The following is a 17,074-nucleotide window of genomic DNA, read 5'->3' on the forward strand; positions in this document are numbered from 1 at the left end:
GGCAGGCTTAGGCGGCTGCTGCGGGGAAGGGAAGGGCGCTTGGGTCCGGGCGCGCGGTCAGTCCGACAGGCGGCGGGCGATGTCCTCGGCGGCGCGGATCGCGGGGGCGGCGAAGATCTCGGCCGCGGCCTCGCGCCGGAACACGCGGCGGGACCAGGTGATGTTGATCGCGCCCGGCACGTGGTTACCCAGCCGGATCGGAACGCCCAGCGAATCCCGCGCGTCGTCGACCTTGGCGCGGCCCTCGTCGAAATTGCCGCCGAAGTCGGGGTCGCGCATGCCGTAGCCCTGCGCGCGGGTTTCGGACAGGACGCGGGCCACGTAGTCCGGGCTGCGCGCCAGCCGGTCACCGGGCCGTTCCGAGCGGCGCAGGCGTTCAAGGATCGCCTCGCGCACTGCGTCCTCGCAAAAGGCGATATAGGCCCGCCCCGAGGCCGAGCGCAGCATGTTGACCTGAAACCCCGCCGGGCCAAGGGGGATGTCCCCGAAATAGGCGCGGCGGGCGTTCGTCTCGATGACCTCCATGTAGGACAGGCGCGGCACGGCTAGGACCGAGGGCCATTTGACCTCGTCCGACAGGGCCTCGAGGATCGGCGAGGCGACTTCCATCAGCTCGTGCTCGCGGTCCATGCGGCTGGCGAGTTCCGACAGCGAGTAGGATGGCACATAGGCCGCGTCGACCATGCGCTGCCAGATCATGCCCTTTTCCTTCAGCGTCTTCAGGATGCGCAGAAGCGAGGCCTTGGGGATGCCCGACAGCCGGTGCAGGTCGTGCAGGGTCAGCGCGCCCGAGCTTTGCAGCAGTTGCAGCACCTCGAGCCCGCGGGCGAGCGCGGCGATGGACTTGACCTGCGGTTCCTTCATCGGGTCCTCCTTGCGGCAAAGCATGGGCCGGGCGTTGCACCCTGTGCAACGGGAAAGCGGCGCGGGTTGTCCTGCGGTCGCCGGTGCGGTTGTCTGGAGCGTGGGCAAGGGAGGCGCGAATGGACGGTGATGCGGAAACGCACGAGGGCGGCTGCCACTGCGGCGCGATCCGCTATCGCACGACGGGGATGCCCGCCAAGACGGCGGTGTGCCACTGCCGCGACTGCCAGCTCAGGACCGGCTCGGCCTTCGGGGTGTCGGTCTATTTCGACAGCGACCGGATCGAGATCCTTCAAGGCGTCCCGCGCGGCTATCATTTCCAGTCGGAATCGGGGCGGTCTTTCGCCACACAGTTCTGCCCAGAGTGCGGCACCACGCTGATGTGGGTGCTGGAGCTGTTCCCGGGGCGAACGGGCGTGGCGGGCGGCACCTTCGATCCGCCAAGCTTCTGGTATGACGTGGGGCGCGAGGTCTTCACCCGCTCGCGCGCGCCGTTCGCGGTGCTGGGTCTGCCCGACAGCAGCGAGACATCGTCCAGCTATGCGCCCTGCGCCGCCGAGACGCCCTAGGCGTATTCCGGCTTTGGCTCGGTCAGCGGCGACAGGCCGGACGCGCCCCGGCGGAAACTGATCCGGTCGGCCTCGGCGAAGGCCAGCGTCGCGTCCTGAACCACCATCCGCGTGACGTCCAGCGTGTCGGCGGTGACGTCGAGCCGGGCGAAGTCGTTCACCTCGCCGCGCAGGCGGGACGACAGGCTGGTGCCGGAATGGACCTGCACCGGCCCCTCGGACCGGGTGCCGGTCAGGAACGGCCCGGCGCGCCAGCGGTGCAGGTGGCCGGAGAGCACGACATGCGTGTTGCACGCCGTCAGCCGCCGCAGCCCGCTGGCCGCGTGTTTCATCAGGGATTTGTCGACATCGTCTTCCTGCTCGAACGGGTGGTGGGCGAACAAGATGTTCAGCCGGTTGCGCGGGCCCTCGTCGAAGATCCGGCACAGGCGGTCCAGATCGCGGCTGCGGATCCGCCCGCGCTGGTGGCGGTGGGGGTCGACGGTGTTGCAGCCGACGACCGCGACCTTCTCGTTCACGAAGGCGGGCGCGAGGACCGGGCTGATCCAGCGGGTGTACTTGCGGTAGGGCCGCAGCACCCGCTCGCCAAGGTTATAAAGCGGCACGTCGTGGTTGCCGGGCACTGCCAGCCAAGGCGCGGGAATCCGGTCGAGGAACGCGCGGGCCTCGCGAAACTCGGCAGAGCGGGCGCGCTGGGTCAGGTCGCCCGAGACGATGACAAGGTCGGGGTTCGCGGCGGTGACGGCCTGCAGCAGGGGCGCCAGAAGCTCTGGCCGGGCGCGGCCAAAGTGCAGGTCGGACAGGTGAATCAGTCGCGTCATGGGGTATTATGTAGGACGGTTCCGCGCCGGGGCTATGACCTGCAACGCCGTGTCGTTGCGGGTAATCGTGAACGGCGCCTTCATCCGGGCGATCTCGCCGTCGCGGACGACGTGCCGGAAGGGCTTGTCGGTTTCGATGGTGATGTCGCTGCCGGTGAACAGCTCGAAGTCGCGGCCCTTGCGCATGCCGGTGACGACCAGCCGGACCGCCTGCTTGATCATGTGCCAGCGGCCCCGGTCGCGCGAGACGTAGACGGCGAGGCGACCGTTCTTCACCGCGTCCGAACCTTCCAGCCCGAACTCCTCGATCTGGTAGTCGCTGTTGGCCACGAAAACGAGCGCGCTTTTCAGCTCGTGGCGGACACCGTCGACGGTGACGGTCAGGCGCATCCGGCGGTACAGGCGCAACATCGCGGTGATCACCGACCAGTAGGCGGCGGCGCGGCTGCGGCCGAAGCGGCGGTAGATTTCTTCCCGCTGGCGGCGGATCATCGAATAGATGCCGATCGAGCAGTTGTTCAGGAACAGCCGCCCGTTGATCCGGCCGAAGGCGGCGGGTTGCGGGGTGCCGGTGCGCAGGACGTCGATCGCGCCGTCCAGATCCTCGGGGATGCCGAGGCCGCGCGCGAAATAGTTGAAGGTGCCCGCCGGGATCACGCCCATCGTGGTGTCGGTGCCCGCCAGCGTCTCTGCCACCGCCGAGATCGTGCCGTCGCCGCCCACGGCGATCACCGTGGCCGCGTTTTCGTCGACCGCGTCCTGCGCCATCTGCTGAATCGAGCGGCTGCCCACAAGGCGCAGCTCTCCGTCGGGAAGACTGTCGAGATAGGCTTTCAGCGCCGCGCTGACCTGATCTTCGTCATCGCGGCCGGATTTCGGGTTCATGATCGCGACGACCTTCCCGCGCGAGGCGGGTGCGATGTCGCCGGGGGCGAAGGTCTCGCTGCGGGGGAGTTCCAAGGCGGTGCCTTTCCATGGCGGTCTGTTTCCGGTTCTGGAACGCGGCGGCGCGGCGAGATGTTCCCGCGGGGTTGCACATGACGTCACGACCGGGGACACAATCGCGGGAGTGCTGACGAAGGGAATGCGCATGGCCGAGGACGGGCTGCCGGGGGTGGACCCGGCGCTGATCGAAGCAACGCACGGGTTTCGCGACCTCGTGGGGTATCGGCTGGTCGGCTGGGCCGAGGGCTATGCGCGGGTCGAACTGGATCTGGGCGACCAGCACATGAACCGCTATGGCATCGTGCATGGCGGGCTGCACGGCGTCCTGATGGATACCGCGATGGGCTTTTCCGGCAGCTACACCGGCGACCCGGACCGGCGGCAGCTGGTGATGACCCTGTCGATGACGGTGAATTTTCTGGCCCCCGCGACCGGGCGGACGCTGATCGCCGAAGGGCGGCGCACGGGCGGCGGGCGGTCTTCGTTCTTCGCCGAGGCCACCGTACATGACGACACCGGCGCGCTACTGGCGACCGCGACGGGCGTGTTCCGGTACCGGAAGGGCGGCGCGGGGTAACGGGGGGTTAAACCTTCGGGGCTAATCGGGGGACGTGTTCCGCGCCCTAGGAGGTCCCATGCCCCGTATCCTGACGACCCTGACCGTGATCCTTGGCCTTGCCGGCCTTGGACAGCCCGCGCTTGCCATCGGCGACTCGGTGGACGCCAAGCGCAAGATCAACATCGCAGGCGCACAGCGGATGCTGTCGCAGCGCATCGCGGGCAAGGTCTGTCTGGCCGCGCAGGGGATCGAGGTGGAAAAGAACGCCGACCTCGCCCGCGCCGCCGCCGACCGCTTTGGAACCGCGCTGGCGGGGCTGCGCCTTGGCGATGCCGACCTTGGTATCGCGGCAGAGGGGGACACTTCGGTTCTGATCGCGCTTGCCGGGGCGGACACGCTTTGGAAGGACTACCTGTCCGCGATGGAGGTGACGCTGGAAACGCCCGCCACGCTGGGGCAGGTGTCGGAAAAGGCGCTGCCGATGCTGCTGGCGACGCACAAGGTGGTCGTGGCGCTGGAAACCATGAACGCGGATACCTCGGTCGATCCTTTCCTTGCGCGTGCGCTGAACGTGTCGGGGCGGCAGCGCATGCTGACCCAGCGCGCGCTGGCAGAGGCATGTCTTATGTCGGCGGGCTATGACGCGCCGCTGAACGCGGCCTCGCTGAAAGCGACGATTGCCCTGTTCGACGACTCGCAGGTCGGGCTGATCGACGGCAACGGCGCGCTTGGCCTCGATCCGGCGCCGACGCCAGAGCTGAAGGCACAGCTTGAAAAGGTGGCAGGGCTTTGGGTCCCGATGCGCGAGATCCTGACCAAGGCCGCGAACGGAACGCCGCTGTCGGCCGAGGAACTGGGCGCGCTTTCGGCGAACCTCGACACCGTCCTGAAAGAGGCCAACGTGGCGGTCGGCATGTACGAGGCGCTGTAGGCACGCCAGCGGGTGCCGGAAACCGTTACCCCATAGGCGGTTGCAAGGCGTCCCGGCGCGGGTTGGCGGCGATGGTGGCACGCGGCCCGAGGACCGCGCCGGTCGCGGAATGCGGCGGGCCCGTGCGGGCAGGGCGCCATTGGCCGGATCGCGCGACATCGGCGCGGCCGGCGGCGGCGCGGCCCGGGCCTGAAATCGGCGGTCGCGCACCGGACCGGGAACGGGCCATTTCGACTTGCGAAGCTACCGCGCGGGGCCTATTAGGGCGTCTGATTTTGCGCGGGCCGCGACCCCTTTTCCGGCGGCCCCACGGGAGAATGAGGACGATATGCAGGTCACCGAGACCCTGAACGAAGGTCTGAAGCGCGGCTACTCGATCACGCTGACCGCCGCCGAGCTGGACGAGAAAGTCAACGCGAAGCTCACCGAGGCGCAGCCCGAGGTCCAGATGAAGGGCTTCCGCAAGGGCAAGGTGCCGATGGCGCTGCTGAAGAAGCAGTTCGGCCAGCAGGTCATGGGCGAAGCGATGCAGGAAGCCATCGACGGCGCGATGTCCAAGCATTTCGAGGACTCGGGCGACCGCCCCGCGCTGCAGCCGCAGGTCAAGATGACCAACGAGGACTGGAAAGAAGGCGACGACGTCGAGGTCGAGATGACCTACGAAGCGCTGCCCCAGATCCCCGAGGTCGACGCCAAGTCGATCAAGCTGGAAAAGATGACCGTCGCCGCCGAGGACGAGGCTGTCGAGGAAGCTCTGCAATCGCTGGCCGCCAGCGCGCAGAACTTCGAAGCCAAGGACGGCGCTTCGGAAGACGGTGACCAGGTCGTCATCGACTTCAAAGGCTCGGTCGACGGCGAGGAATTCGAAGGCGGCGCCGCCGAGGATTATCCGCTGGTTCTGGGCTCGAACAGCTTCATCCCGGGCTTCGAAGAGCAGCTTGTCGGTCTGAAGGCCGGCGACGAGAAGAACGTCGAGGTGAAGTTCCCCGAGGAATACGGCGCGGAACACCTTGCCGGCAAGGACGCCGTCTTTGCCTGCACCGTCAAGGAAGTGAAGGCCCCGGTCGCCGCCACCGTCGATGACGAGCTGGCGAAGAAATACGGCGCCGAAGACCTCGACGCGCTGAAGGGCCAGATCCGCGAGCGTCTGGAAGCCGAATACGGCCAGGCCGCCCGCGCGGTGATGAAGCGCCAGCTTCTGGATGCGCTGGACGAGATGGTGAAGTTCGACCTGCCGCCGACGCTGGTCGAAACCGAGGCGAAGCAGATCGCCCACCAGCTGTACCACGAGGATCACCCGGAAGATCACGGCCACGACCATGGCGAGATCGAGCCGACCGACGAGCACAACACGCTGGCCGAGCGCCGCGTGCGCCTTGGTCTGCTGCTTGCCGAACTGGGCCAGAAAGCCGAGATCCAGGTGACCGACGCCGAGATGACCCAGGCGGTCATGCAGCAGGCGCGCCAGTACCCGGGCCAGGAACGCCAGTTCTTCGAGTTCGTGCAGCAGAACCCGCAGATGCGCCAGCAGATCCAGGCGCCGATCTTCGAAGACAAGGTCGTCGACTACGTATTCGAACTGGCCGAAGTCTCGGAAAAGCCGGTCAGCAAGGAAGACCTGCAGAAGGCGGTCGAGTCGCTGGAAAGCGACGACTGATCTGCCTTAGGGCACATTGATCGCAAGGGGCCGTCCGATTGGGCGGCCCTTTTGCTTGGCGGTTGGCGTTTCGGCACGGTCGCCGGATCACGCGGCAATCAGCAGGCGCGGCGGCTGCGGGACCGGACCGGCGGCGATGCCGATTTCGACCGCGAGGCCGCGCGCCTCGGCAAAGGTCAATGTCGGGCGCGCGAAGGCCGTGGCCGCGCCCTTGGGAAGCAGGCTGTCCGGCAGGGCGCGGTAGGTACGGGCCAGCACCGCCGGAGTGTCGTCGCCAAGGTGCAGGCTCTCGGCCTCTGCCCCCTGCGCCAGCAGCACCTCGTGCCGGTCCAGCAGCAGATGGTGATAGATCACGTGCCGCATCGCCGCGATGTGGATGCTGCGGCCGTTGACCAGCGCCCCGGCGGGCACCAGAACCTCGGGGCTGTCGAAGCCCAATTCCGCCAGCGGATGCCGCAGCATCACGCGGTGGTCCTGCGACAGCACCAGCCGCGCGACATTGCCAAGCGCGCCGTGCTCCAACACGACCGGGGCAGAGACCCCAAGCCCGACCTGTCTGCGATAACCGCACCACAGCAACTTCTGGGGGCCGTTGTCCACGGTCAGAAGGCGGTCGCCGGGGCGCAGGTACTGGACGGGGATCGGCCCACGGGTCGTTTCCACACGGGTGCCGCGGGCAAAGCAGACGGGTCGCGGAGCCCCGGCGTCGCGCGAGCGGAACACTGGCGCGGGGCCGTCGTCCGCCTTGGCCGCGTACCAGCCGGCAAGGTCGAACCCCGGCGTCCAGACCACCTGCGCCGGATCGCCCTGCGGGTCGATGGCTTCGAACACCAGCGCGGGCGCGCCGCCCGACAGCCGGTCGGCACGGATCACCGTCGCGTCGGGGAAGGGCACGTCGCCCAGCGTCAGCCGCACGCGGTCGCCGGCGCCGAAGCCCAGCCGGTTCCGGTCCGGCAGGTCGATGGCCAGCCCATGCGTCGCGCCGGGCGGGGCGTCGAACGAACTGGTGCCGGTGCCGTCGTTCACGTTGCCGCCCGACGCCACGGCGAATTCGGTATCGAGCGCATAGACGGTGCGGGACATCGCGGGGCTCCTTTCCCACGCACAGTCGCCGATTTGTGCTTAACGCCCGATGAATGCGGATGGCCGCTTCTTGAGGTGGATCAAGGAAGCGGGCGGGGTGTGATCCTAGGCTGGGGACGACGCCGACAGATGGGGGATGCCATGCCTGTGAGCCACGAGCAGATTGCGCTGATCCGGTGGAGCTTCGACAAGATGCGACCGAAGCTGCAGCCGGCCTCGACCGAGTTCTACGAAAGACTGTTCGCGCTCAGGCCCGACCTGCGCGCGATGTTCCGCGAAGACGACATCGCCGGTCAGGGGATGAAGTTCATGACGACGATGGAGACGGTTCTGGACGGGATCGAGGTGCCGCAGGCGGTGGCCGGGCGCATCGAGGAACTTGGCCAGCACCACCGTCGGATGGGGGTGACCGCCGAGATGTTCGGGCCGATGGAAGAGGCCCTGATCGAGACGCTGCGCAGCGTCATGGGCGAGGACCTTGGCGCGGACGTCGAGACCGCCTGGCGCGCGGCCTATGCCGATCTTAAGGACGCGATGGTGAAAGCGGGCGACATTCCGGACTAGAGGCGGCTGTCGACGATCGGGTCAGCCAAAGAAAACGGGCCGCGCCTTGGATAAGGCGCGGCCCGTAATGTCTTGATCTAGAGAAGATTACTTGTCTTCGTCGAGATCCGGCTGGTCGTCGCCGGTCGAGTCGCTTTCCGGGGTCGAGACGGTCAGGTCGTCGTCGTCCGACGTGGCGGCGCCAATGTCTTCGAACAGTTCCGAAATCTCGAACTCGGCAGCGGCTTCCTCTTCGGCGGCCAGCTCCTGAATCGACTTGCCCGATTCCTGAAGCTCGGCTTCCTCGGTGGAACGCGCGATGTTCAGGGTGATCGTGGCTTCGACCTCGGGGTGCAGAACGACGGTGACGTCGCGCAGACCCAGTTCCTTGATCGGGTGACCGATGACGACCTGCTTGCGGCTGATCGACAGGCCTGCGTCGGCGGCCACTGCCTCGACGTCACGCGGGGTGACCGAACCGTACAGCGAGCCGGCATCGGAGGCGGAGCGAATCACGACGAACTTCTGGCCGTCGAGACGCGCGGCCAGATCCTCGGCCTCTTTCTTGGTTTCGAGGTTCTGGGCTTCCAGCTGGGCTTTCTGGCCTTCGAAGGCGGCGATGTTCTCTTTCGAGGCACGCAGGGCCTTCTTCTGCGGCAGCAGGAAGTTGCGGGCATAGCCCTCTTTCACGCTGACGACGTCGCCCATCTGGCCGAGCTTCGCCACGCGTTCGAGAAGAATGACATCCATTGTCTTGCTCCTTACTTCACGGCGTAGGGCAGCAGGGCGAGGAAGCGGGCGCGCTTGATGGCACGGGCCAGTTCACGCTGCTTCTTCGCCGAGACGGCGGTGATGCGGGAGGGCACGATCTTGCCACGCTCGGAGATGTAGCGCTGCAGCAGACGGGTGTCCTTGTAGTCGATCTTGGGTGCGTTCTCGCCGGAGAAGGGGCACACCTTGCGACGGCGGAAAAACGGTTTCGCGGCCATGGGTTAAGCTCCTCTCTTAGCGGCGTTCACGGCGACCTTCGCGGTCGTCACGCTTCTGCATCTGAACCGACGGGCCCTCTTCGTGGGCGTCGACCTTGATGGTCATGACGCGCATCACGTCGTCATGCAGGCGCATCAGGCGCTCCATCTCCTGAACGGCCGGCGCCGGGGCGTCGGTGCGCAGGAAGGCGTAGTGGCCCTTGCGGTTCTTGTTGATCTTGTAGGCCATGGTCTTCACGCCCCAGTACTCTTTGTCGACGACCTTGCCGTCGTTGTCGGTGAGTACCGATTCGAAGTGGTCCATGAGACCTTCGGCTTGCGCGTTGGACAGGTCCTGACGCGCAATGAATACATGCTCGTAAAGCGGCATGTTCACTCCATTTCTGTCGCGGGCGCATTTCATAGGTCCGGCCGGATTGTCCCTTCGCTGGCCGGTCCACGAGAGTCTGCGCCGATTAACGTGACGTTCGCGAAGGGAAGCCGCCTTATACAGCGCGGGGGGCGCGATGCAAGCCTTCCCGGAAAACCCCCGGACCGGTCGAAATGCCGCCCCAATCGGGTCTTAGCGCTGTCGAGGCCACTCAAGACGACTGACACGAGTACCTCGCTTGCCCGACTTCTCCATAAAGCTTCCGTCCAGCCTGACGCCAGACGCGCTTCGCCGACCGCCGCTGACCGTATCGGATACGGGCTGGGGCTACATCATCCGCTCGTCGCACCCCACCGGGGCGCTGCCGGAACGGGCGGTGTCGGGGATACGCGCCGGAGCGGTGGCGCTGTGCGCGGCGATCGCCTTGCTGTTGCCGGGCGGGCTGGCGCTGAAGGCGGTGCTGTGCCTGCTGGTGATGGGCGCGCTGCGGCTGGGGCTGCGATGGGTCAGGGTGCGCCGCGCCTACGAGGTTCAGGTGGACCTTCGCCGGCGCGAGTTGCGGTTCGGCTTCCATGACGGCGGCGGCGGTGCGTGGATTATCGACGACCTGCGGTTCGACGAGGTGGGCGGCAGCGCGATCCGGCGTGAGGGCGACATGCCGGGTCTGTGGCTGAAGCTGCGGTCGGGCGAAACGGTCGCCGTGGCGGTGGCGGGGCGCGAGGCGCTGATCGGCGTAAGCGACCGCCTGATGCGGGACGTGCTGCCGGTGGTGCGGCGCGAAATCGTCCCGGTGCAGGGCAACGGCGCACGGGCGCGCAGCGTGTTCCCGCCGCTGGCGCCGCAGGAAATGACCTGACCCAAGCCCGAGGCATCGCGGACCCGCGGATGACCGCCGAGATTGCATGGCGCGTCGTGGCGCTGTATTGGCGCGCGCAGTCAGACATTCAGCACAACCAGACGAGGGGGGCGGCATGGCGCGCGCATTCATCTTTCCGGGACAGGGAGCCCAGGCAATCGGCATGGGGCAGGCGCTGGCCGAGGCCTATCCGGCCGCGAAGGCGGTGTTCGACGAGGTGGACGCGGCGCTTGGCGAAAGCCTGAGCGCGCTGATCTGGGACGGCGATATCGAGACACTCACGCTGACGAAGAACGCCCAGCCCGCGCTGATGGCGACCTCGCTGGCTGCGATGGCGGCGCTGAAGGCCGAGGGCGTGACGGTCGATGCGGCGGATTTCGTGGCGGGGCATTCGCTGGGCGAATACTCGGCGCTTGCGGCGGCGGGCGCGATCTCGATCGCGGACACGGCGCGGCTGCTGCGCACGCGCGGCACGGCGATGCAGGAGGCGGTGCCGGTGGGCGAGGGCGCGATGGCGGCGCTGCTGGGGCTGGATTTCGCGAAGGCCGCCGAAGTGGCCGAGGCGGCGGCGCAGGGGGAGGTCTGCGCGGCGGCGAATGACAACGATCCCGGGCAGGTGGTCGTTTCGGGCGCCAAGGCGGCGGTCGAGCGTGCGGTGGAGCTTGCCAAGGAGGCGGGCGCCAAGCGGGCGGTGATGCTGCCGGTGAGCGCCCCGTTCCACTGTGCGCTGATGGCGCCGGCGGCGGCGGTGATGGCCGATGCGCTGGCACAGGTGGAGATCGCGACGCCGAAGGTGCCGGTCGTCGCCAACGTCCGCGCCGAGGCGGTCAGCGAGCCGGAAGTGATCCGGCAATTGCTGGTGGAGCAGGTGACCGGGTCGGTCCGCTGGCGCGAGTCGGTGGCGTGGATGGTCGGGCAGGGCGTCACCGAGACGTGGGAGATCGGCGCGGGCAAGGCGCTGACCGGCATGGTGCGGCGGATCGAGCGGTCGGTCGCGACGAACACCGTGGGCACGCCGGAAGAGGTTCAGGCCGCAGCGGCTGCCCTGAAGGGGTAGGACGCGGCGCCGGCTGGGGGGCTCTGCCCCCGTCGCTTCGCGACTCCCCCGAGGTATTTGGAAAGAGAAGAACCAGGGGACGGTCCCGGCCTGTGCGGCGCGGGGCGTCCTATGCACTGGCAAAACGCATCGGGCGCTGCTAACCGGGGCGCAACTTACGAGACCGGAGGGACCTCATGTTCGACCTGACAGGGAAATCGGCGCTGATCACCGGCGCTTCGGGGGGGATCGGCGGCGGCATCGCCAAGGCGCTGCACGGCGCGGGCGTGACCGTGGGCCTGTCGGGCACCCGGACCGAGCCGCTGGAGGCGCTGGCCGCCGAACTGGGCGAGCGCGCCTTCGTGTTGCCGTGCAACCTGAGCGATCGCGACGCCGTTGCGGCGCTGCCGAAGCAGGCGGCCGAGGCGATGGGGGCGGTGGACATTCTTGTCAACAACGCCGGGATCACCCGCGACAACCTGTTCATGCGGATGTCGGACGAGGAATGGGACAGCGTGCTGGAGGTCAACCTGACCAGCTCGATGCGGCTGACCAAGGCCTGCCTGCGCGGCATGATGAAGGCGCGCTGGGGCCGGATCATCTCGATCGGGTCGGTCGTGGGCGCGGCCGGCAACCCGGGTCAGGGCAACTATGCCGCCGCCAAGGCGGGTCTGGTGGGCATGACCAAGTCGCTGGCCTACGAGGTGGCGAGCCGGGGCGTGACCGCGAACGTGGTCGCGCCGGGCTTCATCACCACCGCGATGACCGACAAGTTGACCGACGACCAGAAGTCGGCAATCCTCGGGCAGGTGCCGGCGGGCCGGATGGGGGAACCCGAAGAGATCGCCGCCGCCGTGCTGTATCTCGCCAGCCCCGAGGCCGGCTATGTCACCGGTGCGACCTTGCACGTCAACGGCGGCATGGCCATGTTCTGAACGGCCGGTACGGCAAGGGAGAAACCGGTTGCCTCTGTGCGGCGATATGCTATAGGCGGCGCACAATTTGGCTGGTATCCCTTGGAAAACCGGCAACTGTTGCTTGGCGGCAGGCAATGGTGAGGGCCCGATGGGGCAGCACATAATAAGCGGGTGTGGAACCCGGGTAGGAAACGAGGAAATAAGATGAGCGACGTCGAAAAGCGCGTACGGAAAATCGTGGTGGAACACCTCGGCGTGGAAGAAGAGAAGGTGGTCGAATCCGCTTCCTTCATCGACGACCTGGGCGCTGACTCCCTGGACACCGTGGAACTGGTGATGGCCTTCGAAGAAGAGTTCGGCATCGAGATCCCGGACGACGCCGCCGAGACGATCCAGACCTTCGGCGACGCGGTCTCGTTCATCTCGCAGAACACGGACTGAGGTCCCGTCCGCAACCGACGGACGAGCGAAACGTATAAGGCGCCCCCGGCCGGGCGCCTTTTTCGCATTGGCCGCCCGTGATGGCACCGCGGCCGGAGCCCTGCCGGATGTCGGCGGGCCCCGTGACCGGCGGGCGGCGATCCGCGCAGGATACAGGCACGCTGGGCCTTGCCCACGCAAGGTGCCGTTGTGTATCAGGTGGCGGCGGAACGACATGAGGTAGAGCAATGCGGCGAGTGGTCGTGACCGGGCTGGGGATGGTATCTCCGCTGGCCTGCGGTGTGGAGGAAACCTGGGCGCGGATCCTGGACGGCAAGTCCGGCGGCGGCGCTATCACGAAGTTCGATGCGAGCCGGGTGGCCACCACTTATGCGTGCGAAGTGCCGCTTGGTGACGGCACCGAGGGCACGTTCAATGCCGATGACTGGATGGAGCCGAAGGAACGCCGCAAGGTGGACGACTTCATCCTGTTCGGCATGGCGGCGGCCGATCAGGCGGTTGCGGACGCGGGCTGGACGCCCGAGGACGAGGAAGACCGCCTGCGGACCGGTGTCATGATCGGCTCTGGCATCGGCGGCCTGCAGTCGATCGAGGCCACCACCAAACTGCTGATGGAGAAGGGGCCGCGCCGCGTGTCGCCGTTCTTCATTCCCGGCGCGCTGATCAACCTTGTCTCGGGGCAGGTCGGCATCCGCTATGGCTTCAAGGGTCCGAACCACGCGGTCGTCACCGCCTGTTCGACCGGGGCGCACGCCATCGGCGACGCGGCGCGGCTGATCCAGTGGGGCGATGCGGACGTGATGGTCGCGGGCGGCGCGGAATCGTCGATCTGCGAGATCGGGATCGCCGGGTTCAACGCCTGCAAGGCGCTGTCCACGAAATATGCCGAGACCCCCGAGAAGGCGAGCCGGCCCTATGACGCCGACCGTGACGGCTTTGTCATGGGCGAGGGCGCGGGCGTTGTGGTGCTGGAGGAATACGAGCACGCGGTGAAGCGCGGTGCGAAGATCTATGCCGAGGTGCTGGGCTATGGCCTGACCGGCGACGCCTATCACATCACGGCGCCGTCCGAGGATGGCGACGGCGGGTTCCGGGCGATGCAGGCGGCGCTGAAGCGGGCGGGTCTTGCGCCCGAGGCCGTCGATTACATCAACGCGCACGGCACGTCGACGATGGCGGACACGATCGAACTGGCGGCTGTCGAGCGCCTGCTGGGCGACAAGGCGTCCGCGGCGACCATGTCGTCGACCAAGTCGGCCACCGGGCACCTGCTGGGTGCGGCGGGGGCGATCGAGGCGATCTTCTCGATCCTCGCGATCCGCGACCAGGTGGCGCCGCCGACGATCAACCTCGACAACCCGGCGGTCGAGTCGAAGCTGGACCTTGCGCCGAACGCCAAGCGGGCGCGTGAGGTGAAGGTGGCGCTGTCGAACTCGTTCGGCTTTGGCGGCACCAACGCCTCGCTGGTTCTGGGGGCGCCGACCTGATGTGGAAATCGGTCGCTTCCAACGGTCTGACGCTGCTGATCGTGCTGTGCGTCGCGGCGGCGGGGGTGATCGGCTGGGGCCGGTCGCAGTACCTTGCCGAAGGGCCGCTGTCAGAGCCGATCTGCCTGCAGGTGGAAAGCGGCGCGACGATGACGTCGGTCGCGGAGGATCTGGCGGGGCAGGGCGCGGTGACGAATGCCCGGATCTTCCGGATCGGGGCGGATTACAGCGACAAGTCGGGTGACCTGAAGGCCGGGAACTTCCTGATCCCGGTCGGCGCCTCGATGGATGAGATCGTCGAAACGGTCACCGCCAGCGGTCGCAATACCTGCGGCACCGAGGTGGTGTACCGGATCGGTGTGAACCACGAGACGATCCAGGTGCGCGAGTTGGACCCGGCGACCAACCGCTTCGTGGAACTGGTGAATTTCGATCCCACCGAGGTCGAGACCGGGTCCGAGGTCGAGCTGTACGAGCAGTATCGCGACCAGACCGGCACCCGGTTCCGCGTCGTGGTGGCCGAGGGCGTTACCAGCTGGCAGATCGTGTCCGGTCTGCGCGAGGTGGACGTGATGACCGGTGCGGTCGACGAGATCCCGCCGGAAGGCTATCTGGCGCCCGACAGCTATGAGGTTGCGACCGGCGACGACCGGAGCACCTTGCTGGAGCTGATGCGGTCGCGGCAGGAAGAGCGGATCGACGCCGCGTGGCAGAACCGGGCGGAAGACCTGCCGTTCGAGACGAAGGAAGAGGCCGTGATCCTTGCTTCTATCGTCGAGAAAGAGACCGGGGTTCCGGAAGAGCGGGGGCAGGTCGCCTCGGTCTTCGTGAACCGGCTGGAGCAGGGGATGCGGTTGCAGACGGACCCGACGGTGATCTACGGGATCACCAACGGGCAGGGCGTTCTGGGCCGCGGCATCCGCCAGAGCGAGCTGCGGGCCGAGACGCCGTACAACACCTATGTGATCGACGGGCTGCCGCCGACTCCGATCGCCAACCCCGGCATCGCGAGCCTTGAGGCGGCGATGAACCCGGAAGAGACGCCCTACGTGTTCTTCGTGGCGGACGGGACGGGCGGGCACGCCTTTGCCGAAACGCTGGCGGAGCATAACGAGAACGTCGCCAAGTGGCGCGAGATCGAGGCGGAACGCTCGGGGAACTGAGCCGGTCGCAAATGGAACGAAGAGCGCCGGGGGCCTTTGGTCTTCAGCGTTTTTTGTTCTTCGGGGGCCGCTTGCCGTCAGGTCGGGTGGATGACGATCTTGCCCCGAACCTCGCCGCGTCCGGTGCGGGCGAGCGCTTCGGGCACCGCGTCCAGCGGCAGCACGGCTTCGATGCGGGGCGTCAGCTTGCCTTCGAGTGCGAGGGTGGCGGCGCGGCGGGTGAGGTCGCGGCCGGAGGGGACCAGCAGCATGCCGATGGATTTGCCCTGCGTGCGGGTGGCCAGACCTCCGGCGAGGAGGGCAAGCAGGACGCGGACGTCGCCGCCTACGGCGCGGTAGATGCCGCCGGGGGACAGGGCGCGGGCGATGCGGCGCGGGCCACGGGTGGCGACCATGTCGAGGATGCGGTCCCAGCGCGCGCCGGTCGCGGTGAAGTCCTGCTGGCGGTAGTCGATCACCGCGTCTGCGCCGAGGCTGCGCAGCCAGTCGAGTTTGCCGGCGTTGTCGACCGCCGTCACATGGGCACCGGCAGCCTTCGCCAGTTGCAGGGCCAGCGGGCCGGAGCCGCCGCCGGCGCCGTTGATCAGGAGCCTTTGGCCTGCCGCGACGTTCTCTGTTCCCGCAATGGCGATGCCGCCGGGTTGCGGAAGGCAGGCGGCGATGTCGTCGGAAAGGGCGTCGGGCACGTGGGTCATCGCGGCGGCTGGGACGCAGGCATATTCGGCGAAGCCGCCACGGGTCATGACGGTATCTCCCATGACCCGGTCTCCGGGCGCGAAGCCGGTGACGCCGGGGCCGAGCTTTTCGACGATGCCGACCGTGTCGGAGCCGAGGACCGGTCGTTTCGGTTTCATGAGACCGCCGACGAGGCGGGCGTAGAACGGCGCGCCGGTGAGGTATTCCCAGTCGGACAGGTTGACCCCGCAGGCGAGGACGCGGAGGCGCATCTCGCCCTTTGCCGGGTTGGGCTGGGGCAGGTCGGTCAGTTCAAGCCGTTCGGGACCGCCATAGCCGTGCTGGACGCAGGCTCTCATCCGTGCGGGCCGTCCGGTGGATCGGTGAAGACGCGAACCAGCATCGTGCCGACGACCCAGACGCCGAAGGTCCATACGATGGTGGCGGCGGGGGTCATGTAACCTCCGACGAAGCCCGCGAGGGCGACGACGACGCCGATGGCGCCGACCAGCCCGGTCAGTTCCTTGCGCTTGTGTTTCAGTGACATGGTGTGCCTCCTTTCCCCGGACCGAGGCTATGCCGACGATGGGCCGGGTCCATGACGCAGGTCAACTGGGGGCGCGATGGTTAAGGGAGGGTTAGCGCGCGGTCCTGTAACCAATTGAAAACGATAAACTTCTTGACCTGCGGGCGGTCGTCGGGTAGGTAACGGGCAAGCTGGAAGAGATGGGCAAGCGGCCACGGGGTGATCCCGGGGGCCGCTTTTTCATGTCCGACTGCGAGCCTCGGACGGGGCGAGCCTCGGAGGGGGCGGGCAACTCATGACATTGATCAAGGTGACGGACGGCGGGCGGGCCGACGAATGCGTCGATCTGGCCGAACGGCAACTGATGGAGGCGCTCCGCGCGGTGGCGGAGGTCACGGAGAAGATACGCCGGCAGGAGTTGGACTCGCTGCCGGACATGCCGAAGGTCGCGGCCAACGCCTCGGCGGCGGCGCGGCAGTTGTTGACGGAGAAGAACCGTGTTTACGAGCAGCAGAAACGAACCGTCGGGGTCGTCCACGACTATGCGATCGACTTCGATGCCGCACGGGACGAGATCGGGCGCCGCCTGGCTCGTCTCCGAGCCGCCGGAGACGGCTGAAGCCTTTCTGTCGGACCTGAGCG

At 67.5% G+C, this 17,074-nt stretch carries 21 protein-coding genes; 12 read left to right on the plus strand and 9 right to left on the minus strand.

Annotated elements, in window-relative coordinates; translation table 11 throughout:
• Positions 1–57 precede the first annotated feature (57 nt).
• The gene (locus ACP156_RS05785) at positions 58–864 is read right to left on the minus strand and encodes a helix-turn-helix domain-containing protein (RefSeq protein WP_425050354.1); all 807 of its coding nucleotides are present in this window, start codon (positions 862–864) and stop codon (positions 58–60) included.
• Positions 865–983: 119 nt separating this feature from the next.
• Here ACP156_RS05785 and ACP156_RS05790 point away from each other — a divergent pair, with 119 nt between their 5' ends.
• The gene (locus ACP156_RS05790) at positions 984–1,433 is read left to right on the plus strand and encodes a GFA family protein (RefSeq protein WP_425050355.1); all 450 of its coding nucleotides are present in this window, start codon (positions 984–986) and stop codon (positions 1,431–1,433) included.
• Here ACP156_RS05790 and ACP156_RS05795 read toward each other — a convergent pair.
• Together ACP156_RS05795 and ACP156_RS05800 are read right to left on the minus strand one after the other, a co-directional pair.
• Positions 1,430–2,254: a metallophosphoesterase family protein gene (locus ACP156_RS05795; protein ID WP_425050356.1), complete on the minus strand. Its 825-nt coding sequence runs from the start codon at positions 2,252–2,254 to the stop codon at positions 1,430–1,432. The genes ACP156_RS05790 and ACP156_RS05795 overlap by 4 nt on opposite strands.
• A 6-nt stretch (positions 2,255–2,260) precedes the next feature.
• Complete coding sequence (locus ACP156_RS05800) at positions 2,261–3,139, minus strand: diacylglycerol/lipid kinase family protein (RefSeq protein ID WP_425050357.1); 879 nt, start codon at positions 3,137–3,139, stop codon at positions 2,261–2,263.
• Between ACP156_RS05800 and ACP156_RS05805 the strand changes: the two genes are divergently transcribed.
• From ACP156_RS05805 to tig, 3 genes are all read left to right on the plus strand, one after another.
• On the plus strand, positions 3,138–3,776 hold the full coding sequence (locus ACP156_RS05805; RefSeq protein ID WP_425050358.1) for a PaaI family thioesterase: 639 nt from the start codon (positions 3,138–3,140) through the stop codon (positions 3,774–3,776). The two genes, ACP156_RS05800 and ACP156_RS05805, sit on opposite strands and share 2 nt — an antisense overlap.
• A gap of 58 nt (positions 3,777–3,834) precedes the next feature.
• The gene (locus tag ACP156_RS05810) at positions 3,835–4,689 is read left to right on the plus strand and encodes a type IV pili methyl-accepting chemotaxis transducer N-terminal domain-containing protein (protein ID WP_425050359.1); all 855 of its coding nucleotides are present in this window, start codon (positions 3,835–3,837) and stop codon (positions 4,687–4,689) included.
• Positions 4,690–5,017: 328 nt separating this feature from the next.
• Positions 5,018–6,346, plus strand: coding sequence for a trigger factor (gene tig / locus ACP156_RS05815; protein WP_425050360.1), 1,329 nt, complete (start codon positions 5,018–5,020; stop codon positions 6,344–6,346).
• A gap of 87 nt (positions 6,347–6,433) precedes the next feature.
• Here tig and ACP156_RS05820 read toward each other — a convergent pair whose 3' ends face one another.
• On the minus strand, positions 6,434–7,429 hold the full coding sequence (locus ACP156_RS05820; protein WP_425050361.1) for a Hint domain-containing protein: 996 nt from the start codon (positions 7,427–7,429) through the stop codon (positions 6,434–6,436).
• 141 nt (positions 7,430–7,570) lie between these two features.
• On the opposite strand from ACP156_RS05820, the gene ACP156_RS05825 reads away from it, so the two are divergent.
• The gene (locus ACP156_RS05825) at positions 7,571–7,993 is read left to right on the plus strand and encodes a globin domain-containing protein (protein WP_425050362.1); all 423 of its coding nucleotides are present in this window, start codon (positions 7,571–7,573) and stop codon (positions 7,991–7,993) included.
• Positions 7,994–8,080: 87 nt separating this feature from the next.
• On the opposite strand, the gene rplI is transcribed toward ACP156_RS05825, so the two are convergent.
• From rplI to rpsF, 3 genes are read right to left on the minus strand one after another with little or no spacing between them, the layout of a single operon-like run.
• A complete protein-coding gene (gene rplI / locus ACP156_RS05830; RefSeq protein ID WP_425050363.1) occupies positions 8,081–8,722 on the minus strand; it encodes a 50S ribosomal protein L9 in 642 nt (213 codons plus the stop codon).
• 11 nt (positions 8,723–8,733) lie between these two features.
• Positions 8,734–8,961, minus strand: a complete 228-nt coding sequence (rpsR, locus tag ACP156_RS05835) for a 30S ribosomal protein S18 (protein WP_005608650.1) — start codon at positions 8,959–8,961, stop codon at positions 8,734–8,736.
• Between the two features lie 16 nt (positions 8,962–8,977).
• Positions 8,978–9,331 (minus strand): 30S ribosomal protein S6, encoded by a 354-nt coding sequence (gene rpsF, locus ACP156_RS05840; protein ID WP_425050365.1) that lies wholly within the window; start codon positions 9,329–9,331, stop codon positions 8,978–8,980.
• Between the two features lie 238 nt (positions 9,332–9,569).
• On the opposite strand from rpsF, the gene ACP156_RS05845 reads away from it, so the two are divergent.
• The 6 genes from ACP156_RS05845 (at position 9,570) to mltG (ending at position 15,231) form a co-directional block, all read left to right on the plus strand.
• On the plus strand, positions 9,570–10,187 hold the full coding sequence (locus ACP156_RS05845) for a hypothetical protein (protein WP_425050366.1): 618 nt from the start codon (positions 9,570–9,572) through the stop codon (positions 10,185–10,187).
• 115 nt (positions 10,188–10,302) lie between these two features.
• Positions 10,303–11,244 carry an ACP S-malonyltransferase gene (gene fabD, locus ACP156_RS05850; protein ID WP_425050367.1) on the plus strand — a complete coding sequence of 314 codons (942 nt, stop codon included), beginning with the start codon at positions 10,303–10,305 and terminating at the stop codon, positions 11,242–11,244.
• Positions 11,245–11,420: 176 nt separating this feature from the next.
• Positions 11,421–12,158: a 3-oxoacyl-[acyl-carrier-protein] reductase gene (fabG, locus tag ACP156_RS05855; protein WP_425050368.1), complete on the plus strand. Its 738-nt coding sequence runs from the start codon at positions 11,421–11,423 to the stop codon at positions 12,156–12,158.
• A gap of 186 nt (positions 12,159–12,344) precedes the next feature.
• Positions 12,345–12,581 carry an acyl carrier protein gene (locus tag ACP156_RS05860; protein ID WP_425050369.1) on the plus strand — a complete coding sequence of 79 codons (237 nt, stop codon included), beginning with the start codon at positions 12,345–12,347 and terminating at the stop codon, positions 12,579–12,581.
• A gap of 227 nt (positions 12,582–12,808) precedes the next feature.
• The gene (gene fabF, locus ACP156_RS05865; RefSeq protein ID WP_425050370.1) at positions 12,809–14,068 is read left to right on the plus strand and encodes a beta-ketoacyl-ACP synthase II; all 1,260 of its coding nucleotides are present in this window, start codon (positions 12,809–12,811) and stop codon (positions 14,066–14,068) included.
• Positions 14,068–15,231, plus strand: a complete 1,164-nt coding sequence (gene mltG / locus ACP156_RS05870; protein WP_425050371.1) for an endolytic transglycosylase MltG — start codon at positions 14,068–14,070, stop codon at positions 15,229–15,231. Before fabF ends, mltG begins: the two co-directional genes overlap by 1 nt.
• Positions 15,232–15,308: 77 nt before the next feature.
• Here mltG and ACP156_RS05875 read toward each other — a convergent pair whose 3' ends face one another.
• A complete protein-coding gene (locus ACP156_RS05875) occupies positions 15,309–16,265 on the minus strand; it encodes an NAD(P)-dependent alcohol dehydrogenase (protein ID WP_425050372.1) in 957 nt (318 codons plus the stop codon).
• The gene (locus ACP156_RS05880) at positions 16,262–16,453 is read right to left on the minus strand and encodes a hypothetical protein (RefSeq protein ID WP_425050373.1); all 192 of its coding nucleotides are present in this window, start codon (positions 16,451–16,453) and stop codon (positions 16,262–16,264) included. The genes ACP156_RS05875 and ACP156_RS05880 overlap by 4 nt, the downstream gene beginning before the upstream one ends.
• A gap of 274 nt (positions 16,454–16,727) precedes the next feature.
• On the opposite strand from ACP156_RS05880, the gene ACP156_RS05885 reads away from it, so the two are divergent.
• Positions 16,728–17,051 carry a hypothetical protein gene (locus ACP156_RS05885; RefSeq protein WP_425050374.1) on the plus strand — a complete coding sequence of 108 codons (324 nt, stop codon included), beginning with the start codon at positions 16,728–16,730 and terminating at the stop codon, positions 17,049–17,051.
• The last annotated feature ends 23 nt before the right edge of the window (positions 17,052–17,074 follow it).

It is taken from the genome of Psychromarinibacter sp. S121 (assembly GCF_049801035.1).
Taxonomy (GTDB): domain Bacteria; phylum Pseudomonadota; class Alphaproteobacteria; order Rhodobacterales; family Rhodobacteraceae; genus Psychromarinibacter.